This window comes from Mucilaginibacter limnophilus (assembly GCF_004005815.1).
GTDB lineage: Bacteria > Bacteroidota > Bacteroidia > Sphingobacteriales > Sphingobacteriaceae > Mucilaginibacter > Mucilaginibacter limnophilus.
Genome location: NZ_SACK01000001.1, coordinates 692,607 through 716,928, shown reverse-complemented (window position 1 = coordinate 716,928; position 24,322 = coordinate 692,607). Strand labels below are relative to the sequence as shown.

Here is a 24,322-nt window from a genome sequence, read left to right as displayed (position 1 = left end):
AAAAACACTACTACTATGGAAACTAAACCAACATCATTTCCGCCGGAGACGCAGGAACATCAACCGGGTAACGAGCAGCAAATGCATCCCCGCCCTGAATATATAAACGAAAACTACAAGGCTGCCGGGAAGCTTGAAGGCAAAGTAGCGCTTATAACCGGCGGCGACAGTGGCATTGGCAGAGCAGTAAGTATTCATTATGCAAAAGAAGGCGCCAATGTTGCTATTGTATATTTAGACGAAGATGCCGACGCGAAAGAAACACAAAAGCTGATTGAAATGGAAGGCAAGAACTGTCTTTTAATTAAAGGCGACGTTAAAGACAGCGCTTTTTGTAAAAGCGCTGTTGAACAAACCTATAAAGAGCTTGGCGCACTTAACATACTGGTAAACAATGCCGCGGTACAGTATCCTCAAAAAGAACTTCAGGATATTAGTGAAGAGCAATTGGAGACAACCTTTAAAACCAACATACTGGCATATTTCCACTTTGCAAAGGCCGCGCTTGATTATTTGGAGGAAGGCGATTGCATAATTAATACCACATCAGTAACCGCCTACCGGTCATCTCCTGAACTGCTTGATTATTCGTCGACCAAGGGCGCAATAACCAGTTTTACACGTTCATTGGCTACAAACCTGGCTAAAAAGAAAATACGCGTAAATGGTGTTGCGCCCGGGCCAATCTGGACGCCACTTATTGTTTCAAGCTTTGAAGAAGAAAAAGTTGAGAAATTTGGTCAGAATGTACCGATGGAACGTGCCGGTCAACCCTCAGAAGTTGCGCCTGCTTATGTATTTCTGGCCTCGCAGGATGCCTCATATATTACCGGGCAAATACTGCACGTGAACGGTGGTGATGTAGTGAATGGGTAGTATAGTCGATAGTCCATGGTCGATAGTACTTAAATCTCTATGGACTATCGACCATGGACTATCGACCATGGACTATCGACTACTTCAACAACGCGTCCTTTTCTTTGGAAAAAACGTTGTAAACCATTTTATCAAGAAAGCTTGGTAACAGCTTATTTAGTAATACAGTAAGCTTTCCCTGACCGGTCATTACCAGTGTGCGGGTTCTGTTTTCAATGCCGTTAGCAATAAGTTTGGCAACTTCTTCGGCGGTCATCATTTTATCTTCTTCCAGGCTGCTTTCACCCTGCGGTGAACCATTTTTTGATAACGCTACATTACGGATATTAGAAGCCGTAAATCCCGGCGAAGCTGTCATTACATGTACCCCGGTTTTCAGATTTTCAACCCTTAGTGAATCCAGGAAACCGTTCATGGCAAATTTCGATGCCGAGTAGCCTGTACGGCCCGGCAATCCTTTGTATCCGGCTATTGAGGATATACCAACAATGCTGCCTTTGCTTTTGACAATTTCGGGTAAGGCGTGTTTAGTGCAATAAATCATCCCCCAAAAGTTCACGTCCATAACTCTTTTTAAAACGTCGATATCGGCATCTTTAAACAGCGCGCGCATGGTTATGCCGGCGTTATTAATCAGCACATCAATTCTGCCAAAAGTGATTAATGCTTGTTTAATAAGCAAAGCGCAATCGTCTTCTTTTGTAACATCGCAAGCTACTGCTATAGCTTTTATATTAAATTCTTTTTCAATATCTTGAGCAATTTCACATAAAGTAACATATTGCCTTGCGCCAAGTACTAAATTAGCTCCTCTTGACGCAAATTCCATAGCCATGGCTTTGCCAATACCCGAGGAAGCACCAGTGATAATAATAACCTTATTGTTCAACTTCATACCGCGGAGAATATGCCTGCGGCACACGTCCAAGTGTTAGTTTTGGTGCCTCAAACAGGTATTTGGCAACGAATATAAACATAGCCCCATAAAAATGCCTGAAGTATTTAAAGCCATGCTGAGGCTGAACATTAAAATTTATGATATAGGTTTTCGGGAAATAATAGTTTTTAAATCCTTCTGTTTTTAGCCTAAAGGAAAGATCAATGTTATAACCAAATGACTTAAAGCGCTCATCAAACATACCCACCTTATTCAGCACTGATCTGCGTAACATCATGAAAGCACAATTCAGCACATCAATTTCGGCCGTTTCATACTCGTTACTGATGTGATTGTTTTTTTGTGGATACAAATGTGATTTTGGGAAATATTTACCAAGCCCTGTCCACCTGATTAATCGTGACCATGACTTGCCAAGTCCGTTTTTTGAAAAGGGCAAAAATTCGCCGTGAGGGTTTACCATACGCACTGTTGATCCGGCAACAGCATAATGGTCATCCATAAAACTGATAAGCTTTTCAAGCGTCTTTTTCTTTGTAAGTGTATCCGGACTGACCAGTAAAACATACTCGCCGCGGGACAGTCCAATGCCCTGATTATACGCTTTGGCAGTGCCCACGTTTTTATCGTTTTTAATAAGACGCGCATTTGGAAACTCCTGTTGCACCATAGCAGCCGAGCTATCATTTGAAGCATTATCAACTACAATCAATTCATAGTCAATATACTTACAAGCGCTAACTAAAGAGCCTATACATTGCCGCAACCACATGTCAAGGTTATGGCTTACTACAATAACAGATAATTTCATACTACTTTCTTAGCGAATTCTCGTACGGAACGCGCGTGGCTATTGAACGGCCAAGCGTAATTTCGTCCACATACTCTAATTCACCACCAAAGGCTATGCCACGGGCAATGGTTGAGATAGTTATGTTGAAATGTTTAATGCGTTTATTCAGGTAGAATATAGTAGTGTCGCCTTCCATAGTAGCGCTGAGGGCAAAGATTATTTCCTTTACTTCATCATTATTCAGCCGCTCAACAAGGGTATCAATCTCCAGGTCAGACGGGCCAATGCCATCCATTGGTGAAATAAGGCCGCCAAGTACATGATAAACACCGTTGTATTGGTTGGTATTTTCAACAGCCATAACATCACGGGTATCTTCTACAACGCAAATGGTACTTTTGTCGCGTTTATGTGAGGCACATATCTCGCATACCACCTGATCAGAAATATTATGGCACACCTCGCAAAACCTGATCTCATTACGCAGTTTGCTTATTGTACGGCTAAACTGCTCAACATCCTCTTTCTCCTGGTTAAGTAAATGTAATACCAAGCGCAACGCGGTTTTCTGTCCTACTCCCGGTAATTTTGCAAACTCGGCAACCGCATCCTCAAGCAACTTTGATGAAAAGTTCATTGTGCGAATTTAGGTATTTAGTATGGAAGACCGAAAGTCCGTAAGTTACGAAAGAATAAACAGCTTAAAGTTGAAGACAGAATAACACTTGAAGTTTCATAATAAATAAATTCATATTTTCGATTTTCATTTATCTTTCGGACGTATGGACTTTTCCAACTTCCGGACTTAAAAACAAACACATGTCTCCTGCAATACTGCTTTCATTTGTAATAGGCTACTTTTTGATACTCATGCTGATATCGTGGTTTACCTCTCGTAAATCAGCAGATAACGACACCTTTTTTGTAGCTAACCGGAATTCCAAATGGTACCTGGTAGCTTTCGGCATGATAGGCACCGCATTGAGTGGGGTCACATTTATTTCAGTTCCCGGAAAAGTAGGCGCACCAAGCGGCGATCAGTTTGCATACTTCCAGTTTGTGCTTGGTAATGCGGCTGGTTTTATAATTATAGCCACGGTTTTGCTACCGTTGTATTACCGCTTAAAACTCACTTCGATATATAGTTACATTGAAGGTGCGTTAGGCACCTGGAGTTACAAAACTGCGGCGGGCATTTTCCTGATTAGCCGCACTATTGGTTCGGCATTCAGGCTGTATCTGGTTGTGATTGTGTTACAACATTTCATTTTCGATAGTTATCATGTGCCGTTTGCAGCTACAGTGCTGATATGCCTGCTGCTGATATGGTCGTACACGTTCAAAGGCGGTTTAAAAACAATTATAATTACCGATAGCCTGCAAACGCTGTTCCTGGTAACTTCGGTGTTTCTATCTATTTATTTCATTTGCGACAGCCTTGATATGAGCATTTTTCAGGCAGCCGACGCCATAAAAGAAAGCAGCTATTCTAAGATATTCTTTTTAGAAGATTTTATTAGCAGCCATTTTCACCTTGGCAAGCAGTTTTTAGGTGGATTATTTATCACCGTTGCTATGACCGGCCTTGACCAGGACCTGATGCAAAAGAACCTCAGCCTGAAAAACATTAAGGAAGCGCAAAAGAACATGTTCAGCTTTACAGGAATTTTCGTCATTATCAACATTTTCTTTTTGAGCGTTGGCGCGCTGCTTTACATTTATGCCGCTCGTAATGGTGTAAATGTTGAAAAAACAGACTACCTGTACCCTACCATCGCGTTGAATTATTTAGGCATGGCACCGGCTATTGTTTTTATGCTGGGGCTTACTGCTGCTACCTTCGCCACTACCGATTCGGCATTAACTGCCTTAACTACATCATTTTGTGTGGATTTCCTCAACTTCAACAAGAAAGGTGATGTAAATAGCAAAAAAAGCGTGGCAACACGCCATTATGTGCATATAGCTTTTTCAGGGTTGATGTTTTTAACGATTATTATTTTCAACTCGATAAACAATGACGCTGTGGTGAGCGCTATTTTTAAGGTTGCGTCGTACACATACGGGCCTTTACTTGGCTTATATTCATTCGGACTATTTATGAGTCGTCGGCAGGTAAACGATAAGCTGGTACCTTTTATATGCCTTATTTCGCCTGCAGTTTGTTATTACCTTAGCAGCCACTCGGCAACATTACTTGGCGGTTATGTTTTTGATAACGAACTTATCATTGTTAACGGTTTAATTACATTTGCCGGACTGTTACTAACCTCCAGGCACAAAACAAGTGTGGCTGCTTTGTAGTTAGTATGTATCTACTTCTATTGTGATTTATGACAGGTGATGAAAAACTAAGACTCGCTTTTGAGAACAAGAACTGGCACGAAATAAAAGTTACCGACTCGTGGCAGATATTTAAAATAATGGCCGAGTTTGTTGACGGCTTTGAGAAACTGGCTAAAATTGGCCCTTGTGTATCCATATTTGGGTCGGCACGTACCAGTAATGAGCATGATTACTATAAAACCGCCGAAGAGATTGCCAGGCTGCTTACAGAGCGTGGCTATGGTGTAATATCAGGCGGTGGACCGGGTATAATGGAAGCAGCCAACAAAGGCGCTCACGAAGCCGGTGGTAAATCAGTTGGTTTGAATATCGAACTTCCTTTTGAGCAATTCCATAACAAATACATAGACAGGGATAAACTGCTTGAGTTTGATTACTTTTTTGTGCGGAAGGTAATGTTTATGAAGTATTCGCAGGGCTTTATTGTGCTGCCCGGCGGCTTCGGCACCATGGATGAATCGTTTGAGGCTATAACACTGATTCAAACCGGAAAGATTGCCCGTTTTCCCATTGTGTTTGTGGGTAAGGATTACTGGGGCGGCTTGTTTAACTGGGTAGAAGAAAAAATGCTGAACACTGAGAAAAACATCAGTCCGGAAGACCTAAACCTGTACCGTGTGGTTGATACGGCAGAAGAAGCTACCGAGCATATCTTCAAGTTCTACGATAAGTACCTGCTCAAGCCAAACTTTTAAGCATAAAAAAAGCGACAGTTGCCTGTCGCTTTTTTTATAGAATCAAAATTTTTACCTGCTTTTTTCAGTTTCTGTAGGTTTAACTAACATATCAACCATAGCCGAAACTTCCTCGAGCACACCTTCTGATGACCCGGAGAAGCCTACATGTTTAAAGCGGATATTACCGTTTTGGTCGATCACAAATTTTGTTGGAATGCCATCAACCTTATAGCTGCTTACCACTTTCGATTGACTGCCATCCTCAGTCTTTTCATCAATCAGGACATGGAAAGTGTATTTATTGTCGGCAATAAACTTTTTAACGTTAGGCAAGAAGTTGTCACCGTTCTCCCAGGTATCGATAAACAGAAACTTCACATTAGGATTGTCTTTGTATTTATTAACAGCCATTTGCATGCCCGGAAACGAAGCCTTGCACGGACCGCACCAGGTAGCCCAAAAATCAAGTACTACAACTTTTCCTTTAAGGCTTGCCAGTGAAACCGCGTTACCATTAAAATCTTTCAGTGTGAATACAGGCGCAGTTTCATTTATCATGGTTTTGGCCAGGTCATCACGCATTTTGTCTTTTGCCGCGCCGTTTAATGATGCAATATAATCGTCAAAGCCTTTCTCGCTTCCTTTTTCTTTTATGTAGATCTTTTTCAGCTCATCCTTTAAAGCCTGTGAACCTTTACCTGTTTTTATTGACTTTTCGGCTACTTGTTTTGCTTTAGCTGTATTGCCTGAAGCATTTAATATCAAAGCGTAATGTTCATTAATTTCCGGGTTATCATAACCAATGCTATCATATGCCATCTGCTGATATTTTAGCGCTTCATTAAGCTTACCTTGCTTGTAAAGAATATAGGCATATGTATCAGCATAATTGTAATAATCAGCACGATTAATTGCTTTCGCCTGTTTAGGCGATTGAAACGGATTGTTTATAACGTTTGCATAAGCGGCATCCAAAATCTGCAGCGACTGCTGTGACAACTTAGCCGCATCATCTAAACGCTGATTGCCTGTTGCCCAGTCATAAGCTATATTATTAAGGCTGCCTGCCAGATTAGCTTTGTTACTTATCTGGGCTGCATATTTTTCATATCCCTGCATATCACCGGCTTTCAGGTAAGACGATGCCATGATCGTCCTCAGGTTATCATTTATCTTTTTATTTTCAGCATTATCAGGGTTCTTTGCAAAGTAGGCCTTTAGCAGCGCTTCTTTTTTTACAAGATCCTTTTCCCGGCTGAAAGTATCGGCAGCCTGATCTTTTGCAAACCGACTATTTGGATATTTAGCTACAAGTATGTTACCAACCGAATCAGCTTCAGCTTTTTTACGCAGCCTTGCATATATAGCATTTAACGCAGTCAGGCTTTTTTCATCGCCTTTCTTTTTCAGAGCTTCTAATTTCTTATTAGCAAGTGCGTTGTCTCCGGCGTCCTTTGAAACTATAAGAAATGGAATATATTCACTTATGTACTCCGGCTCACTTTGCGGATGTAATGTAAATTCCTTTTTATAAAGTTCCGCCGCTCTGGCTTTGTCGGCTTCAATCTTTGCAAAGTAGTTACCCATTCCGGTTGAGATCAGGTATGCTTCGCTGGCGTAAGCGCTTTCAACAGGCTTGCCGTTTTTATATACCTCGTAGATATATCCTTGGCCACCGTTATTATCAACGTTGTCACCGCTTCCCTTAAATTTCAGGTAAAAAGCTTTAGCTGTAGCCGGGATAGTAAAGTCCCCGGTAAAGCCTTTGCCCTGAGCAGCAAGATCGATATCAGCTACAGGATAATCTTTATTCAGGAAGTGAACGGTTGCTTCCGGCTTTGCACCTAAGGCTGCACCTGCTGTATCGTAAGTAAAAGTAATTTTTTGGCCTGCGGCGGGTGTAGCGGTTGATAGTTTAAGCCGTTCGCCGGTTTGTGCGTACCCTTTAAACGTCCATACCGAAAGCAATATTGCCGATAAGGTTTTGATATTTTTCATGGTCAACTAATTTGTTAGTGAAGCTAAAAATTTAATAATTAATATCAAATTAATCAGCCACTTTGTTACTTTGCGTGATGGAACAACCTGTACCGCAGAAGCGTCCCGCCGCTTTGGGATTCATTTTTTTCACCTTACTGATTGACGTTATTGGCCTTAGTATAACTATACCTGTATTTCCTAAACTTATTGAGAAACTAATTCATGGAAACCTAAGTGACGCAAGCTACTGGTCTGGTTGGCTTTTGTTTACGTACGCATTTATGCAGTTCCTGTTCTCTCCTCTAATTGGTAACCTCAGCGATAAATATGGCCGCCGACCGGTGTTGCTTTGCTCTCTTCTGGGTTTTGGAATAGATTATTTGTTCCTGGCGTTTGCGCCAACTATTGGCTGGTTATTTATTGGCCGCATAATAGCTGGCATAACCGGCGCCAGTTTCACTACAGCTTCAGCTTATATTGCCGATGTTAGCGAACCTGAAAAGCGTGCACAAAACTTCGGTATGATAGGCGTTGCATTTGGGTTAGGCTTTATAATAGGTCCTATAATTGGTGGTAATTTGGCTGAATTCAATCCGCAATATCCCTTTTTTGCGGCTGCAGGGCTGGCGTTTATAAATGCTCTTTACGGATTTTTTGTGTTGCCCGAATCGCTTGATAAGGCACATCGTCGCCCATTTGACATAAAACGGGCCAACCCTATTGGCACATTAAAACAACTGAAAAAGTATCCATCCGTTATTGGTTTAGCTGTATCACTGTTTCTGGTTTATTTTGCCGGGCAGGCGGTACAAAGCGTTTGGACGTTTTTCACCATGTACAAGTTTAAATGGACTGAAGGGACAGTGGGTTGGTCACTTGGTTTTGTAGGTTTTATGTTTGCACTTGTTCAGGGTGGTTTGATACGCATAACCTTGCCAAAACTTGGTTTGCAGCGTAGCATATGGATTGGGTTGTTACTGTACAGTATCGGGCTTGTACTTTTTGGGCTCGCAACAAAGGGTTGGATGATGTTCGTTTTTCTGATACCTTACACCCTGGGTGGCATTGCGGGCCCGGCATTGCAAGGTATTATGAGCAATGAGGTGTCAAAAAATGAGCAAGGCGAACTTCAAGGTGGTTTAACCAGTTTGATGAGCTTGAGTTCCACCTTCGCACCTATGACAATGTCCTATTTGTTTTACTATTTTACCAAGCCGGGGACACCTGCGCACCTGCCTGGAGCGCCGTTCTTTTTAGGGGCTTTGCTGATGCTGATCAGTACGGTTTTGGCGATACGCAGTTTTAAAAAAGTGCATCCTGTAAAGGTTGATGCTGATACGCTTTAATGCAAGGTGTTGACGTCAACAGAGTCAACACCGTCAACACCCGTCAACACTGTCAAAATTTTGGCAGTAGTTAAAGCCTGACTATTGGTTATATATGCAACATATTATATATCAGAAACTTATACAGATAAAAAATTTAGACAACCAAAAGGGAGACCTAAAAGTCAACACCAGAAACACCAAAAATCAACACCCGTCAACACCGCGTCAACACTGTCAAAATCTTGGCAGTAGTAGCAAAAGCTAAATATTATCCAGTCCGCTTACGCCCCCTGATACAACAAATTTCATCACTTCGGCGGCGCTTTTGTTGATGGGTTTTATCTTGTCGGAAGGCACAATTACCACCTGCCCGGCAAAGGAGTATGACAATGGGAAATACACCGCCACCTCGCCGGGAAGCCCGATAGATGCAAGGTCTTTTTTTACGAGGAAACCAATCTTTTTTAACCCCGTTTCATTCACCTCTACCAGCACCGGTTCGCTGAATTTTTTCTCTTCGCCAACAAAAGCTTCGGTGAGGTCTTTAACAGATGAATACAAAAATTGGAAAAGCGGTAGACGGTTAAGCCAGCGGGCAAACCAGCGCTTTATCGGGTCGGTAACAACCGTGGTAACCAGCACGCCGGCTATCAGCACAACGCATAATACGGTAAGTATGCCTAAGCCAGGGATGTAAACAGGTTTTCCATGACTATCGGTCCAAAGTTCTTCACTCAGGTTAAGGGCATTATCAATTCCGGTTATCGCCCAGTACACCACAAAAAACACTACGCCAAGCGGCACCACAACAAGCAGCCCTTTAACAAAGTAATTTAATATGGCACCGGCAAGTTTCTTCATTTAAGGAAAGTTGGATTGAATAACTGGTAAAAATATAAGGTTTGGACAGTAAATCAAAAATGCGTTCATTAAACTATGTAGCTATTAATAACCAACTATTTGATTTATATTTAATTCGGCATTGTAATTTTTCTTCAATTAATAAGTCTGCTTCTTGAACACTAAACTGATTACTATCGCTTGCGCTGTCTTTGTTCTTACAATGAATTGCGCTACCGCTCAAGATAATATCACTGATAATCAATCACTAACACTTGATAAACAAACAAAAATATATAATATTTTAGCACTGGATGGAGAAAATGTCAAGGTTAACGTTACCTCAGACTATGTTAAACATGTATTAAAATTATCCTTTTTAAATGATACAATCAGTATTCGCGAGTTTTGGGGTGTGCCACCTGAAGTTAAACTCTTAAACAGTACTTTTCTTGAACTAAAGTACGAAGTTAGAGGTGGTTCAAACTTAGGAATGGGGAAGCTATTAATCCTATGTGTAAAAAATGGAAGATTGATTGAAGCCATGCATGTTTTGAGATACAGTGATTGGGATGACGGTGCCTATAAAAAAGCTTATAATGTCAAGTCAAGTTTGAAAGTTGATAGCAAAAATAACTATAGCATTGTAGCGGAAATTTGCGATTATGTTATATCAAAACAACATCCGGAGGAAAATTACATTTTTAACAACACCACCATTTTAAACTTTGATAAAAAGAACAGTGTTTTTTATAGTGCTAAGCAAAACTTAAATAATAAAGTTATTACGACTAATTCACAATCAACAATCAAAAAAAAGATTAATGGCTATTTTCCTGTAATCATTTTAGGGAAAGAGGATTACTACTTTATAAATAATTGGTGGTATCAAGCCGATAAAAAAACGAAATGAATGAGATGTGACCATCACTCATAAAAATACACCCTTTTTACTCTTTGCGAAACATTTGTTAGTATCTCATACGGGATAGTACCTATCTGTTTAGCCAGCTCTTCTATCTTCAATTTGTCGTTGAAAACTACCACCTCATCCCCTTCCCTAACGTCGAGCCCGGTAACATCTATCATACACATATCCATAGATACATTGCCAACCGTGGGCACTTTGGTACCTTTTACAAGCATACAGCCAACACCATTACCAAAAGCGCGCAGGTAGCCATCGGCGTAGCCTATGCGTACGGTGGCTATCTTGCCGTCCTTCGTCAGGCTGCCGTTACGGTTGTAGCCTACGGTATCGCCTGCAAGTATTTTCTTTATCTGCGAAATACTTGTTTTAAGGCTTGCTATCGGCTGAAGCGCGTTTTCTTCTTCGGGGATAGCCGCGTCAACGCCGTATAGGCCAATACCCACCCGCACCATATCATAATGCGCGGCAGGCCAGCGAATAATACCCGAAGTATTGCATATATGCCTGATCACCCGGTAACCCAGTACCTCTTCTATCTGCTGGTAAGCCTTTTCAAAAATGTTGATCTGCTTTAAGGTAAACAGGTCGTGCGCCTCAGCATCGCTGGCAACCAGGTGCGAGAAAACCGACTGTACACGCACATAAGGGTTCTCTTCCAGCAAATCGCAAAGCGTTTCTATCTCAAAGTCCTCAAAACCAAGCCTGTGCATGCCGGTATCTATCTTAATATGCACCGGGTAATGAAATATATTACTGTCCTGCACGTATTTTATAAACTCGTCGAACAAGCCGAAGCTATAAATATTGGGCTCAAGTTTATAAGCGGTAAGCTTTTCAAATGCGGTAACCTCGGTGTTCAACACTACAATTGGCAATGTAATACCTGCCTGACGCAGTGCAACACCTTCATCGGCATAAGCAACCGCCAGGTAATCAACCTTGTTATATTGCAGCATGTTCGCCAACTCGTAGGTACCGCTGCCATATGAAAAAGCTTTAACCATAGCCATCACTTTTACGCCGGGCTTCAATTTCGAACGGTAAAAGTTCAGGTTATGCAGCAGCGCGTTCAGGTTAATCTCCATCACGGTTTCGTGCGCCTTTTGCACAAACATGCGGCTTATGCGCTCAAACTCAAAAGTGCGTGATCCCTTAAGCAAGATAACCTCGTTACGGAACTGCTGCGTTTGCAGGTGTGTTAAAAAATCAGTAGTGCTTTTATAAAATTGCTTATCAGGTATATCAAAGTATTCACGGTGGGCCGAAAGCGCCTCCCCTATACCTATAAACTTGTTTACGCCCCTCGCCTTCACCAGCTCAGCTACCTGCCTGTAAAGCACATCCTGCTGCAGTCCCGACTGGTAGATATCTGACAGTACGAGCGTTTTTTTAGGATGCTGATTTTGCTGACTCAAAAAGTTAAGCGCTATCTCAAGCGACTGCACATCTGAGTTATATGAGTCATCAATAACAGAGCAATCGTTTATCCCTGTTTTCAGCTCGAGGCGCATGCTAACGGGTGTTAGCTTTTCAATGCGATCATCGGCAACGGCCGGGCTATAGCCCAACGCCAGCATGGTTGCCCAACATACAATAGCGTTTTCTATAGAAGCCTCATCCCTGAAAGGCACCAGGCACTCTATTTCTTCACCCTTATAGACGGCGCGCATGTAGTAGTTTTTTTCTATTGCCGCTTCGCTGAACACGTATAAATCCGCCTGATTAAACTTACGGCTCCAGATAAATTTTTCGGGCGTTTTTACGGCCTCCTTATATTCGAGCAGTTGTTCGTAATTATAAATGAGCAAACGGCAGTTTTTAAACAGCTTCAGCTTTTCCTCAATTTTCTCATCCCTGTCGGCAAAACCTTCGTCATGTGCCGACCCGATATGCGTAAGCACGCCTATTTCAGGTTGTATAATAGCTTCCAGTTTATCCATTTCACCTACGGTGGATACGCCGGCCTCAAAAATGCCAAGGTTGTTACGGTCGTTTATTTGCCACACTGATAGCGGCACGCCCATTTGTGAGTTATAGCTTTTGGGGTTACGAACGATATTCTTATCGGCAGCCATCAGCTGGTACAGCCACTCTTTTACAATGGTTTTGCCATTGCTGCCTGTAATGCCTATAACCGGGAAATTAAACTGCTTCCTGTGGTAAGCTGCCAGCTGCTGCAAAGCTGTAAGCACATCGGGCACTATCAAAAAATTGGCTTCCGGAAAATAGCCTTCAGGCATTTGTTTTACCACGAAATCGCGCACGCCGGCATTATAGGCCTCGGCAATAAATTCGTGACCGTTGCGCCGGCCGCTGAGTGCGAAGAAGAGTCCGCCCGACGGGTTGCTTATGCGGCGGCTGTCGGTAAGCAGTATGCTGATGGGATTGTCGGTTGCAACGCTTCCCTTGGCATTCAGTATTTCACGTATCTGGCTTGTGGTATAACGGCTCTTATGCATCACTTTGCTAATTTGCTTATATTTCTGCCAATACAAGAATTTTCCCGAATTTTGGTTTGAATGGAACCCGCCAAAACCGTAAAAATTACCGACGAAAACATAGCCCTTGCCAAAGCTCAGCGTTATTGCGTCTACCAGGAACGTTCGCAACAGGAAGTGCGCAACAAAATGTACGAATGGGGAGTAGCCGGGCGTGTAATTGAAATTGTAATAAGTCGGCTCATCATAGAGAACTTTTTGAATGAAGAGCGCTTTGCCAAACAGTATGCAAGGGGTAAATTCAACCAGAAACACTGGGGCAAGATCAAAATAAAACAGGGCTTAAAATTAAAACAGGTACCCGATGTGCTGATCAAAAAAGCGCTGCTGGGTATTGATATGGACGATTACCTGCGGGTATTGCAGGATATATTGACAAAAAAAGCCTCGGGTTTAAAAGAGAAAGACGGCTATAAACGACGTTACAAGCTGCAGCAATATGCCTATAGCAGGGGTTTTGAAAGCGATGTAATTTTAGATGTTTTGAAAAACAGCGAGTTATGAAATTATTATATTTTTTTTAAAGTTTTGCTTGCAGGAAATGCATTTCTCCCTATATTTGCAGCCACAAACACGGAAGTAAACGCTTCTCAAATGTTTGAAACACCAACGCGAAAGTAGCTCAGTTGGTAGAGCACGACCTTGCCAAGGTCGGGGTCGCGAGTTCGAATCTCGTCTTTCGCTCAAATCCCTTCCCAATAAGAAGGGATTTATTTTTGAAAGATATTATATTTGGTCTTTCAGAAATACAGGTTAACACCTGCTCAGATGGTGGAACTGGTAGACACGCAGGACTTAAAATCCTGTGCCCTCAACAGGCGTGCGGGTTCGATTCCCGCTCTGAGTACAAACGTTCGCAAGTTGCTATATACTTGCGAACGTTTTTTTTTATACTTTAGTTCCAATGACTTATCCTTCGGCTGTGATAGAAACTCCATCTTTTCGATAGGCCTGAAGTGGTTATTTCGCCTTCGACTAAAACGGTGTAAATATAAAGCCTTATAAATAGATCGCGCTTTCTGTCAGTAGATCAGCTACCCTGCTAAGTTCTGTTTAAATAAGTTGGATATTAATTCAAAACAAATTGATTAGAAGCGCCATGCAAATTATATAACCGGCCTTTCCACAGCAAAGTGCCTGTAATATTTTGTGGTAATACGATTTTAATGTAATAATTATTAGCACGATTGATGTACTCAACCGAAATTTTACCATTGGGATGCGGTATGGTACCGCTTATATTTTTTATACCACCTAAATGAGGCGTGATTTTCACTTTGGAAAAACCCGGTGCATCAGTATCAATGCCAAGCAGCGTCCTGAAAAATTCGATATTGGGGCTTGCGCCCCAGGCATGACAATCAGAACGAGTTGTATCAATTTCTGACGTTTCACCCCAGGTAGTCAGGCCCATTTGTATATTTTGCCGCCATTTATCAAGCCAGTTTAAATAATCATTTCCTAAACCGGCTTTTGTTAATGCCTGATGCACATAGTATTTAAAATAAATTGATGCTGCAGCAAGCGACTTATCAGTTAATATGTTTTTTGCAACAACTGCTCGTTCTTCATTTGAAATAACTCCGGTGAGTATGGCAAGCGCGTTTGTATGTTGTGAATACAAATCTTTTTCAAGTCTGTCGGCAAATAACTGGCGGTTAGCATTCCAATATTTTCGACGAATAGTCGCCTTTAGCTGCACAATACGTTTGTTGTATTCAACAACATATTCTTTCATGCCAATCCGGCTTTCCAATTCGGCGGCTAACTGATAGGCCCATAGCAATTGCAGGTCAATTAAAGCAGATGTACCATCGGAACTTTTTGGTCCGCGGCCCAGGTGCCAACCCTCACCTTTGGCCCAATCCGTAAACATCCAAAACGGCATATTGCTGATAGAACCATCACTTTGTTGGTATTGATTGAAATAATTAAGTATTTGCCGTGTACCGGGCAGTTTATTTTTTACAAATGCTGGGTCACTACCATACATCCAATAATCATACAGCATACCTAAATACCATAACGAAAAGGTTGGAATGTACTGTGGTGTTTTTGAGGGATACCTGCTTAGCGTAATACCTTCGGGCCGGCGTGAATTATCCATATTGTTTAAAGCATTACGTATCAGGCGGTCGTCGCCGCTGTTGTATAAAGAAACCATAGCTTGTATGCGGGTATCGCCAATATACTGCAGTTGCTCGTAGTACGGACAGTCCATATAGGTTTCAACGGCACTAAGCCGGGCGGTACGCCACCCTATTTCGAGGATTTTGTTGATATCGGTATTACTTGTTTGCACCGATGCATTTTGCTTGAACGGATACCCAACAAAAGTTCCATAAATATCATCAATTACTAAAGCTTCATCACTTGTAGTAACAGATATTTGCAGATACCTAAAAGTTCTCCACGATAATGGTGTAAACTGCTGGCCTGTGGTGCCGTCTGATATCAGACTATCCATTCGTCCAATCATTGTTTTACCTTCAACATCGTTTCTGTTGCCTTTTGCCGGGTATTTCGTATAAAGCGCTTCGGCATAAGTTAAAGCTAAAGTGGCACCTTTTCCCCTGCTAAAACCAATGGTTGGATATGCATTGGTCAGAAAACCCTGATCAAGCAAAATATTGACTTTGCTGTTTGCAGGTATGGTTACTGATTTTTTTTGTGAAGGAAAACCATCAGGAATATTCAATCCCTTATTTGATTGCCGTACTGCGGTAAGCCGTTGGTAAGTTAATTCCATAGGCGGCAATATTGATGGTTGCAACAACCAGGCGTCGGTTGCCACATCTTCGCCGATTGTATTTATTGGAATACCCGGTGAAATGATTTTTGCATTCTGCCACCGGCTATCATCAACATCACTGGTTTGCCACTTTTTAACCGAACGATTCATATTAACTATTTGCCCCGGACCTGCCGCATAATAAGCCGGTGTTTTAACCGTTAAAGGCGAATAACTGCTATCGGCAATACATTTCCAACCTGTACCGGTATTAAGCATTTCCGCTTCATTTTGTCCTTGTAAAATAAACCCGGTTCTTAAAGATATCTGCGCTTCGGGTCGCCAATCGCCTTCATTCCATACCTGGGCGGCGAATGTATTTCTACCGCTAATCAAAAAAGGAGCAATATCAACAGTCATAAAATTCCAGTGCGCCAAATCACTTGATGTTGGCCCTATTGAAACCAGTTTTCCGTTTACATATAACTTATATCTGTTATCAGCTGATACATGAACAATAAAAGCAGACGGCTTTGAGTGAATATTGATTTGTTTGCGGAAATAATAAACACCATATCCCTTACCACTTGCACCCGGGACAGTTATCCATGATGCTTTCCATTGGTTTTGTAAAAGCTTTTGACGGATAGTTTGCGCATTAGCGTAAGTACTGCTCAGCAATAACAACACAAGCACTGTAAGTAAAGCAAATCTTGATGATTTGATTGATATCATAGTGTTATTTAGATGTAGCTTTACCTGTTGCTGGTGTTATTTCAACTATAACAATATGGTCAGGCACGTTAAGCTTTACCAACGATTGCCCGTTATACATAGCAACGGGCCTAATACCATTACCATCGGGCATTTTACTGAAAGATGGCCTGAAAACCCTTACAGCAGCCGGCTTGTTTTTAAGTTGCAGCGTTACTTTTTTATCTGCTACAGCTACATCAACCTGGTCGTTGTGGTGATACCCTTTGTTTGATCCGCTCACCCCCTGCCATAACATCAGCAGATACTTACCATCGCTTTTTTGCAATACCATTTGCCGGATGTTAGCTGTATCGCCCGTCAACGCGTAACTTACTTTGTTCGGAGTAAAATTGCTGTTGTTATCGGTTGTTAAATGGATGAGATTTTTTAAGGCGACAAATTGCTCGCGTGGAGAGCCATCATTATTTAACAAACCAAAGTCTTCAACATCATTAATAAGCTGATAAAAGTAAAGCTTGTTAATACCATGCCGCATTCTCTCAAGCACCAAACGGGGTGCATACTTTGCGGCAGTGCGTTGTGAAACCGCCGGATGTCCATCAAGTCCTTCGCTCATTTTATAACCGCATTCCGATTCTATAATGGGCTTATTACCGGCTATTGTACGGTAATTTTTAATAGCTTGGGTAAGGCTTATTCCCCAGCCGCCGGCTATCGGGCTTTCAGGGAATAGCCCACTGTATGCATGTATATTTCCTACATCCATATTGTTTTGCGCATCGTTGCAGGCTTTACCAAGTTCTACTGCCGCGTCGCGCGTATTCGCGAAAGAAGGTCCAACTAAAGGAATATCTTTTGTTTCACCATCACCTTTAAAAACGGCGTAAAACTCTTTTAAATAATAACATAGCCTGTTCCAGTTTTGCTTCCAGCCATTATCACGCTCATTTGCGGCCTCTATCATTTCCACAACTTGTTGCGAGCGGTTAAGCCGTTTTACTTCATTTTTTAAATGATGTAAATCCTCGCCGTTGTCTTTAGCAATAACCAGTAGCCTGATGTTATGCAAACGGGCAAGTTCGGCGTAACGGTTGTTAATCAGCGTGTCGCCAAAATGATCTCTGATGTGCTTTACACCTAATTCGGCCAACCGTGGTTTTATAATATCTTCATATCGTTTGTAATAAACCGTGTTAACATAATCAAGGTGCGTGTTGACGCCCACGGCATCAGCAACTATATTACTTTTAAGCGGTGTAACCTCGCTAAATGTAGTCTGAATACTTTTTTGTGACCAAGCGGTTGTGCACAATAGCAACAGCGCGACAGCGCAAGTAGAAATTTTATACATTATGGATATAAATTGTATAGATTAAGTATGACGACTAAGGCAAAATTTTGATTATAGCGCGGCGATAAGCGTATAGCGATGGCGTACCATTGTCTTTAACCTGCATTATAATATGCACGGTTTGCCCCGCCTGGCCTGGCGGTACCTTTAATAAACATTTGGTGCTGTTACCAGTGTCAAGCTTTACAGTGCCATTGTAAGTACCTGCTTCTTTATAAACAAACCAGCTGATTTTAGTGTCGTTCCCATCAATATCGGTAGTTCCGGCACCATCAAGTGTTATAGTTTCACCTGGCCTGGCTTCTATGTTTATTATTTGTGTGGTACGATTGTTATTTAAAACAACTGTAGGATTATGGTTTGCACCCTTAAAATCGCTCACGCACCAATCCATCCGCGCTGCAAAATCATGCTGGTAATGTTCGCGCCAGCGCCATATTGTAGCGGGGTCACTTACTGATGTTCCGCCCATACCATCAGCCACACTGTCACGGCTAAATTGATTGTTTGTCCAGAATTCGCGCGATTCGCCTGTGGGTTTAAATAGTACGTAACGTCCACCCCATCCCCCATTTGCAGGGCTTTCTGCCCAGCCAAGCCCATTATTTATCAGCCCTAAAAATGACGGGGTGTCGCCTTCCATTATGAAGGCGTAAGGCGGATATAAGGCACCTAAAGGCCCATGCCCATCAATCACGTTGGCACGCAACCAGGCATTATCTACAAGATTAAACTTGAACAACGGTGCGTTAGCGTAGTGGCGGTCGCCGCTGATACCTGTCCAGGTTGCACGGAAATATTCACGGTAATCGGTAGCCGGAGAAGCAATATAAAATAAGTCGGGAAATTGCTTTCTAATCCATAGCCCGGCATCGTCCTGATCGGCAATGGCATAAACGCGCAATTTTGAAATTGCTTTTTTAAATACATTAGGTGAAACGCTTTTTTTCGCATCAATTAATGCTTGTGCCAGGGTATTTACCCCGCCCCAGCCACAAATCCACAAAGGGCGCGAATCATTTTTTAGAATTGCTTTTGTTAACAGCACGGCTCCTTTACTGGCTTTGTCGTTACCTACTGCCGCCATACCATAACCGGGTTGTCCTGATGCTGTAACAGCTTCTAACTGAGCGCCCGTCGGGAAGCCGTCGGCATGCTTGCTTAAATTAGGCTGCACTTTTGCATAAGCTGCAATTTGACGGCGTATTAAATCTTCACGTACCTGGTTTTTAAGGTACATAGACGTAGTGGCTACCAATCCTTCAACATCAAACTGATTGGCATACACAAGAAACCGCACCATCGACTCTTCATCATCCGGTTCGTTAGAAATATCTGTTAATATAAATACCCGTTTTTTAGTGTTCGGTAAGCTATCCACTACGTTTGCTTTGCAAATGCTAAGGCTTAGGCAAATAAGGAAAGTACAGTAAATTATCTTCATAATTGGTTTAGTGCACTGGATATTCAGGCAGGTTAATGAGAAGATAAATTACGGATGGAGTAGTTATAAATTGGTTAAAAACAGATTAATCTACACTTTTAAGCAGAAGTTTTGTGAAATTATTCTAAAATAGCATGAAACGGGCGTTTAAATTCTTCACCATAAATTACTTTGTATTCCTTGCAGAAGTTTTCGTACGTGGTTTTGGCAAGCGAGTGTTTGCCTAAATGTGAGAACGCCTTGCATTTAATGGTCATCGCTTCCTCGTTCACAGCGTCAAAATAAAAAATGTAGTTGGCTACCTGTATCAGGAATTCAGGGTCATCGGCAATTTCAATAGAGTTCGCAAAGTGCAGATAGGTGTCAATAATGTCGTTACTTATCTCGGCCTTAAACTGATCAAGCCACTCATAATCGGCATTAGTTAAAAATGCGCCGCGACGGGTAATATTACTTAAAGCGATTATTTTTTTCTTATCAACCTTGCTTTTATCTTTTACAATGCGCAGGTAATCATAATAATCAACTTTTATACGGTCATAATCAATAACCACGCTCCAATAGCCGGGTTGTTTCACAATTTCGCAACCGGGCAAATTATCTAAAATGCTTTTGAGTTTGCCCAAATTTACTGAACGGTTGTTACGTGCACGTTGAACACTTTTACTTGACCATAGTAACTCTTTCAGCTTTTCAGAGCTAATGCCCCGCTCCCACCTCAAGGTGTAGAGCAGTATCAACAAAAACAGTTCTTTTATTAGTGGGGTAAAGTACTTTGTAAGTTCGTCGCCCTCTGCACTAAATAAACGCAAATCGCCAAAAGTAAAAATGGTGCTTTTGTAGTGTTCTTCGGGCGCGTTTGGAATTTCAGGCTCTTCAAGAGTTGGTATAATTGGCAAACGCTCTTCTTCAGACAAGGCTGAGGGAACTGTATGCTTTACAGTGATATGTGGAATATCATGGTTTGGCTGCCTGGTTATTGTAACGCCATTCTTTTTCAGTCGTTTTCTGACCATAAAAATCACAGTGCCAACAATTAAAACAAGCGCCGCAAAACCAACTATCACTTTAGCCAACTTACTTAATTCAAATGGCGCTGCTTTTTGTACACGGGCAATAACCGGACTATTTATGCTGTAAACCCGGGTTTCAGTAATATCGTTCTCGTTACGAAACATGGTAACAGCCACAAAACGCTTACTTACGGGACTGTAATACAGGTCGATAAACGAGCGGATGTCATGAAAGTTTAGAGGGATACGATTACCCAGGGGCTTATATTCGGGCTTGCTTAAGGAACCTTTAATAAGCTGTAAACTTGAATTAAATTTATGTTGCGGAAAGGCAAGCGCGTAATAAAACCCGTTAGCCTCATCAACAATCATCGAGTTGGCAAATACAAAGTCTTCTTCAGGAAAAGGTAACTGATATATTTTTTTTAATGTACTGGCTTTAGCGTCAAAATAAAGCAGGTCATATTGATTTTGCGGACTAAGTAATTGCTGGCCTGTAACACTTCCAAACCCGCCTAAAATATAGGCTCCGTGGCCGGCCTGCCCTAAAGCTGCCAGGTAACGCGGTATAAAGCGATGCCCTTTGGGTACTACTTCTGTCCAGCTTTTTGTAGGGATATGATACTTACGAATAAGATTTTTGTACCTGAAATGACCATAGCCACCTAATATGTAAAATGATGAATCGGCAGCAGAATAAAATTTGTTAGTATGCCAGTTATCAGTAATTGAATCAGCATTAAATTTACTATCCCAGCTATGCGTTTGCAGATTGTAAGTAATAACCTTTTTTTGATCAGTATAGTAATTATAGATTTTACCATCAGCTTTGTTAAATAACGACTGACTGCCACGAAGCAATACATGCTGGCCTGATTCATATTTTTCGCGACTTACCTGGTGCGACCCGAAAGAATATTTAGTAAGCGAATCCTGGCCAATTATAAACAACTCTTCTTTCTGGTTATCAAAAGCCACACTCGCAGCCCCTTTTGTTTTTATGCTTTGCACAAACTGCCAGCCCGCGTGTAGCCTGCGTATCCACACAGGATTATTTACTGTTGCGTTTTGTTCGTTTAACGCTTCGCGAGCAATATTGCCTGCATCTTCGTCAAACTTCCATGAAAATTTTGCATCCCCATTCTCAGCAATCTCCACATTTTTTATTTTCATTGGCGGCACATCTTTAGTGCGCACGCTGCCGTAGTCATTAGCGCCAAAAAATATTTTAAAACAATTACCGGGGCTTACGTTAATTGACTGCGTGTATAACTTCTTGCCTACCCAAAAATGAACTAAACGCTTATTTGGTGAAACTTTGATACGGATACGCGTCCAGGAGTTGTAAAGATTGGCGACAGGTAAATTGAAGGAAACCTTTGAATAATTGTTACCACATATCAGCTTGAAATGATTGGCAGAATCTTTATCGTAAATAAAGTCGATGTTATTCCGGTTTTCATCAGTTATTCTGAATATATAACCGAAATAATCATTTTGATTTGGCACGAAGGAAAATTCAAACTTCATTTCCATATCGTCTTCAAAACACAAAGCTTTCTCGCCGCTTAAACTAACACCGGTACGTTTATCGGCATTTACTTCATGACTGGCAAACTCTAATCCTGATGATTGGGCAAACAACGGCACATACCCAAACAGTATTAAAGCACAAAGTAATAAAAGCCTGTAAACACCTGTAATCATCCAGTATTTATAAGTTAACTCCTAATTGGCAAATCTCATCCTATCAGAAACAAACAGACATATGCACGGCATATATTCTATTTACTTATTCTAATTTTAAGGTTTATTGGCAGGAATGTTATTACACTCCGTATGAACTTATGTACCACATTGCACGCGAATTATGTGCAGTTTATACTAAAGTTGCAGATACAGCAAATATATACGGCGTTATGATATTTTACCTGTTTAAACATAATTTTTATTGTCCTATTAATAAACTAATTAGCCAATATTGCTACAGCCATGGGTTCTAAATCTACGCTTACTATATTTTTTGTAGCGGCGGTTGTGCTAATTGACTGGTTATTCCATTCATAAAACCAGTTATCCTGTTTAAGCAACTCAGCGGTAAGCTGCTTTACTGAATAACTTTTATCGCTTTTGATACCTATCGATAACACTTCATCTGTATGATTTGCCAGCACAATCAGCTCTTTATTATTATCGGCACATAACACCAATGCCGATAAATCTAAAGGATTATCATTTACAACTTCTTTGCAATGTACTTTGCCAGAAAACTGGCTAAGCAGTTTAAACATCAGCAACATAGGAAACTGATAGCCCGGCATAAAGGGTGCCACCTCTTGTTCCGCCTGGTTCAGGCTGGCGAAAAATCCTTTAGCGCCATAGGTTTCATAAAATGTAATATTTTGTGCCCCTCCTTTGGCTAAGGCGGCAATGCTGCCCAGCGTCCAACCGGCGACAAAAAGCGAACCTTGCCTTGCATCAATCGTATCATCCGTATCACAAATAACTGAGCTATCTGCCGCCGCGTTAGGATTAAATCGAGGCTTTAAAGTTACCGGCGATACGCTGATATGCTTACCCGGAAACAACGTCTTCGCTTTTGCCAAAACGGCGGTTTGCGCGTCAAGCGTTTCAATAAGCGACGGGTTGTCAAAAGCATGTACCTGTGGGTTGATACTAAAGTTAACAAAGTCGATGTTTTTAGCATAAACAGGCTGCCGGTTCAGTTCCGCAAAATAAGCGTCGGTACCGGCACCTATGTTTACAAGCGGGAATCTTTCTCTTATAACAGGTAAAATCCGGTGTAACAATTCATTGTCTGTTGTTTTTCTACCTGTTTGAAACAATAAAACCTGATTTACTTCAGCGCCTGCTGATTTCACATCATTATACAACGCATCAATATCTTCAATAGCAAACTGAAGATTGACATGCAAAGCTATAAACAGTGGCAATTGCAGCAAAACAGCCTCCTGTGCCTGGCTTATCAATTTCTCGCGCCAGCCGGTGCTTCCAACTTTAACATCAATGCGATAATGCTTGAAACGCAGGTTTTTTAGCAGCGATAATTCTTCATTGGTTAGCTGATCTAAGGCTGGTCCGGCGGCGACGCCTATCTCCGGCAACAAGTACTTCTTATTTTTATTGATTTGAATGAAATGCTTGGTTTTATCAATGTCAATGTCTGTAAAATCGCCTGTAACTGTAAGTTCAATCTGTTGCTTAAATACATCACCGGGCGATACCCATACGGGGTATGGCAAAGCCAGGGGTGTGCAATATGTTTTGTATGAAGCGTCAGTCCAGTTACGTTGGTCTTCCGTTTCAAATATATCGCCGCTGAATTTTAGTATGGCTGTGATATTATTTGCCGGTGTCCATTCCATTCCTGCTACATTTAAGAATGGCTGTGCCGGACTAACCAATTTGGGAAAGTGATACTTAACTGTATTGCCATCTGCATGGGTAATTTCACAGGTTTTTCCTTCACAAGTTGCTAACGGATGCAGTATACAAAAGCCAATGCGGTTCTTTCTGAAAGGTGTAACACATGTGCCTTTCATATCAAAAATTATCTTTCCGCATTCAAGCCCTGTAATGGCATAATCGGCAACATAATGTATAGGCAGGGCTTTATATTCAACTTTTAGATTGATTGAAAATGAGGTATCTTTTTGTATGATATTTTCTGCCAGCACTACGGGCTCAACAGTACCCCAATTTTCGTCTCTAACTGCAGCATATATCATGCGTATAACTTCAACATCAGCGGCTTTTATATAGCGCAAATTCCCGTTTTGATATTGCATGGTGAGTTTACCTGCCTTTAACAAAAGTGGCTTTGCGGCTATGGTATTTGTGCCGTTTAATAATATGTTATCAGTTAAAGCGTCCACTAT

General features: G+C 41.5%; 17 protein-coding genes and 2 tRNA genes. 8 read left to right on the top strand and 11 right to left on the bottom strand.

Annotated elements, in window-relative coordinates; all coding sequences use genetic code 11:
* The first annotated feature begins 15 nt into the window (after nucleotides 1-15).
* Nucleotides 16-876 carry an SDR family oxidoreductase gene (locus EOD41_RS03060; RefSeq protein ID WP_127703299.1) on the top strand — a complete coding sequence of 287 codons (861 nt, stop codon included), beginning with the start codon at nucleotides 16-18 and terminating at the stop codon, nucleotides 874-876.
* Between the two features lie 79 nt (nucleotides 877-955).
* Here EOD41_RS03060 and EOD41_RS03055 read toward each other — a convergent pair whose 3' ends face one another.
* From EOD41_RS03055 to recR, 3 genes are read right to left on the bottom strand one after another with little or no spacing between them, the layout of a single operon-like run.
* A complete protein-coding gene (locus EOD41_RS03055; RefSeq protein WP_127703298.1) occupies nucleotides 956-1,771 on the bottom strand; it encodes an SDR family oxidoreductase in 816 nt (271 codons plus the stop codon).
* Entirely contained in the window at nucleotides 1,755-2,585 is an 831-nt protein-coding gene (locus EOD41_RS03050) for a glycosyltransferase family 2 protein (protein WP_127703297.1), read from the bottom strand. The genes EOD41_RS03055 and EOD41_RS03050 overlap by 17 nt, the downstream gene beginning before the upstream one ends.
* A gap of 1 nt (nucleotide 2,586) precedes the next feature.
* On the bottom strand, nucleotides 2,587-3,204 hold the full coding sequence (recR, locus tag EOD41_RS03045) for a recombination mediator RecR (RefSeq protein WP_127703296.1): 618 nt from the start codon (nucleotides 3,202-3,204) through the stop codon (nucleotides 2,587-2,589).
* Nucleotides 3,205-3,386: 182 nt separating this feature from the next.
* Here recR and EOD41_RS03040 point away from each other — a divergent pair, with 182 nt between their 5' ends.
* Together EOD41_RS03040 and EOD41_RS03035 are read left to right on the top strand one after the other, a co-directional pair.
* Nucleotides 3,387-4,871 carry a sodium:solute symporter gene (locus EOD41_RS03040; RefSeq protein WP_127703295.1) on the top strand — a complete coding sequence of 495 codons (1,485 nt, stop codon included), beginning with the start codon at nucleotides 3,387-3,389 and terminating at the stop codon, nucleotides 4,869-4,871.
* A gap of 29 nt (nucleotides 4,872-4,900) precedes the next feature.
* Entirely contained in the window at nucleotides 4,901-5,608 is a 708-nt protein-coding gene (locus EOD41_RS03035) for an LOG family protein (protein ID WP_127703294.1), read from the top strand.
* Nucleotides 5,609-5,659: 51 nt separating this feature from the next.
* Here EOD41_RS03035 and EOD41_RS03030 read toward each other — a convergent pair whose 3' ends face one another.
* A complete protein-coding gene (locus EOD41_RS03030) occupies nucleotides 5,660-7,588 on the bottom strand; it encodes a redoxin domain-containing protein (RefSeq protein ID WP_127703293.1) in 1,929 nt (642 codons plus the stop codon).
* A 77-nt stretch (nucleotides 7,589-7,665) separates the two neighbouring features.
* Here EOD41_RS03030 and EOD41_RS03025 point away from each other — a divergent pair, with 77 nt between their 5' ends.
* Nucleotides 7,666-8,916 (top strand): TCR/Tet family MFS transporter, encoded by a 1,251-nt coding sequence (locus EOD41_RS03025; protein ID WP_127703292.1) that lies wholly within the window; start codon nucleotides 7,666-7,668, stop codon nucleotides 8,914-8,916.
* Between the two features lie 243 nt (nucleotides 8,917-9,159).
* Here EOD41_RS03025 and EOD41_RS03020 read toward each other — a convergent pair whose 3' ends face one another.
* Nucleotides 9,160-9,759, bottom strand: coding sequence for a DUF502 domain-containing protein (locus tag EOD41_RS03020; RefSeq protein ID WP_127703291.1), 600 nt, complete (start codon nucleotides 9,757-9,759; stop codon nucleotides 9,160-9,162).
* Nucleotides 9,760-9,913: 154 nt separating this feature from the next.
* Between EOD41_RS03020 and EOD41_RS03015 the strand changes: the two genes are divergently transcribed.
* Complete coding sequence (locus tag EOD41_RS03015) at nucleotides 9,914-10,651, top strand: hypothetical protein (protein ID WP_127703290.1); 738 nt, start codon at nucleotides 9,914-9,916, stop codon at nucleotides 10,649-10,651.
* A 14-nt stretch (nucleotides 10,652-10,665) separates the two neighbouring features.
* Here the strand turns inward: EOD41_RS03015 and EOD41_RS03010 are convergent, their stop codons facing one another.
* On the bottom strand, nucleotides 10,666-13,128 hold the full coding sequence (locus tag EOD41_RS03010; protein ID WP_127703552.1) for a bifunctional UDP-N-acetylmuramoyl-tripeptide:D-alanyl-D-alanine ligase/alanine racemase: 2,463 nt from the start codon (nucleotides 13,126-13,128) through the stop codon (nucleotides 10,666-10,668).
* Between the two features lie 60 nt (nucleotides 13,129-13,188).
* On the opposite strand from EOD41_RS03010, the gene EOD41_RS03005 reads away from it, so the two are divergent.
* From EOD41_RS03005 to EOD41_RS02995, 3 genes are all read left to right on the top strand, one after another.
* Nucleotides 13,189-13,671 carry a regulatory protein RecX gene (locus EOD41_RS03005; RefSeq protein ID WP_127703289.1) on the top strand — a complete coding sequence of 161 codons (483 nt, stop codon included), beginning with the start codon at nucleotides 13,189-13,191 and terminating at the stop codon, nucleotides 13,669-13,671.
* Between the two features lie 107 nt (nucleotides 13,672-13,778).
* Nucleotides 13,779-13,851 (top strand) — tRNA-Gly (locus EOD41_RS03000).
* Between the two features lie 78 nt (nucleotides 13,852-13,929).
* Nucleotides 13,930-14,014, top strand: a tRNA-Leu gene (locus EOD41_RS02995).
* Between the two features lie 222 nt (nucleotides 14,015-14,236).
* On the opposite strand, the gene EOD41_RS02990 is transcribed toward EOD41_RS02995, so the two are convergent.
* The 5 genes from EOD41_RS02990 to EOD41_RS02970 form a co-directional block, all read right to left on the bottom strand.
* The gene (locus EOD41_RS02990; RefSeq protein ID WP_127703288.1) at nucleotides 14,237-16,633 is read right to left on the bottom strand and encodes an alpha-L-rhamnosidase-related protein; all 2,397 of its coding nucleotides are present in this window, start codon (nucleotides 16,631-16,633) and stop codon (nucleotides 14,237-14,239) included.
* A gap of 4 nt (nucleotides 16,634-16,637) precedes the next feature.
* On the bottom strand, nucleotides 16,638-17,966 hold the full coding sequence (locus EOD41_RS02985) for a hypothetical protein (protein ID WP_127703287.1): 1,329 nt from the start codon (nucleotides 17,964-17,966) through the stop codon (nucleotides 16,638-16,640).
* 34 nt (nucleotides 17,967-18,000) lie between these two features.
* On the bottom strand, nucleotides 18,001-19,410 hold the full coding sequence (locus EOD41_RS02980; protein WP_127703286.1) for a DUF1593 domain-containing protein: 1,410 nt from the start codon (nucleotides 19,408-19,410) through the stop codon (nucleotides 18,001-18,003).
* 119 nt (nucleotides 19,411-19,529) lie between these two features.
* Nucleotides 19,530-22,130, bottom strand: a complete 2,601-nt coding sequence (locus tag EOD41_RS02975) for a galactose oxidase (protein WP_127703285.1) — start codon at nucleotides 22,128-22,130, stop codon at nucleotides 19,530-19,532.
* Nucleotides 22,131-22,390: 260 nt separating this feature from the next.
* Nucleotides 22,391-24,319 (bottom strand): VOC family protein, encoded by a 1,929-nt coding sequence (locus EOD41_RS02970; protein ID WP_127703284.1) that lies wholly within the window; start codon nucleotides 24,317-24,319, stop codon nucleotides 22,391-22,393.
* Nucleotides 24,320-24,322: the final 3 nt, after the last annotated feature.

Coding starts and splice junctions, on each gene's coding strand:
- EOD41_RS03060 (WP_127703299.1), top strand. CDS start 16: ATGGAAACTAAACCAACATCATTTCCGCCGGAGACGCAGGAACATCAA.
- EOD41_RS03055 (WP_127703298.1), bottom strand. CDS start 1,771: ATGAAGTTGAACAATAAGGTTATTATTATCACTGGTGCTTCCTCGGGT.
- EOD41_RS03050 (WP_127703297.1), bottom strand. CDS start 2,585: ATGAAATTATCTGTTATTGTAGTAAGCCATAACCTTGACATGTGGTTG.
- recR (WP_127703296.1), bottom strand. CDS start 3,204: ATGAACTTTTCATCAAAGTTGCTTGAGGATGCGGTTGCCGAGTTTGCA.
- EOD41_RS03040 (WP_127703295.1), top strand. CDS start 3,387: ATGTCTCCTGCAATACTGCTTTCATTTGTAATAGGCTACTTTTTGATA.
- EOD41_RS03035 (WP_127703294.1), top strand. CDS start 4,901: ATGACAGGTGATGAAAAACTAAGACTCGCTTTTGAGAACAAGAACTGG.
- EOD41_RS03030 (WP_127703293.1), bottom strand. CDS start 7,588: ATGAAAAATATCAAAACCTTATCGGCAATATTGCTTTCGGTATGGACG.
- EOD41_RS03025 (WP_127703292.1), top strand. CDS start 7,666: ATGGAACAACCTGTACCGCAGAAGCGTCCCGCCGCTTTGGGATTCATT.
- EOD41_RS03020 (WP_127703291.1), bottom strand. CDS start 9,759: ATGAAGAAACTTGCCGGTGCCATATTAAATTACTTTGTTAAAGGGCTG.
- EOD41_RS03010 (WP_127703552.1), bottom strand. CDS start 13,128: ATGCATAAGAGCCGTTATACCACAAGCCAGATACGTGAAATACTGAAT.
- EOD41_RS03005 (WP_127703289.1), top strand. CDS start 13,189: ATGGAACCCGCCAAAACCGTAAAAATTACCGACGAAAACATAGCCCTT.
- EOD41_RS02990 (WP_127703288.1), bottom strand. CDS start 16,633: ATGATATCAATCAAATCATCAAGATTTGCTTTACTTACAGTGCTTGTG.
- EOD41_RS02985 (WP_127703287.1), bottom strand. CDS start 17,966: ATGTATAAAATTTCTACTTGCGCTGTCGCGCTGTTGCTATTGTGCACA.
- EOD41_RS02980 (WP_127703286.1), bottom strand. CDS start 19,410: ATGAAGATAATTTACTGTACTTTCCTTATTTGCCTAAGCCTTAGCATT.
- EOD41_RS02975 (WP_127703285.1), bottom strand. CDS start 22,130: ATGATTACAGGTGTTTACAGGCTTTTATTACTTTGTGCTTTAATACTG.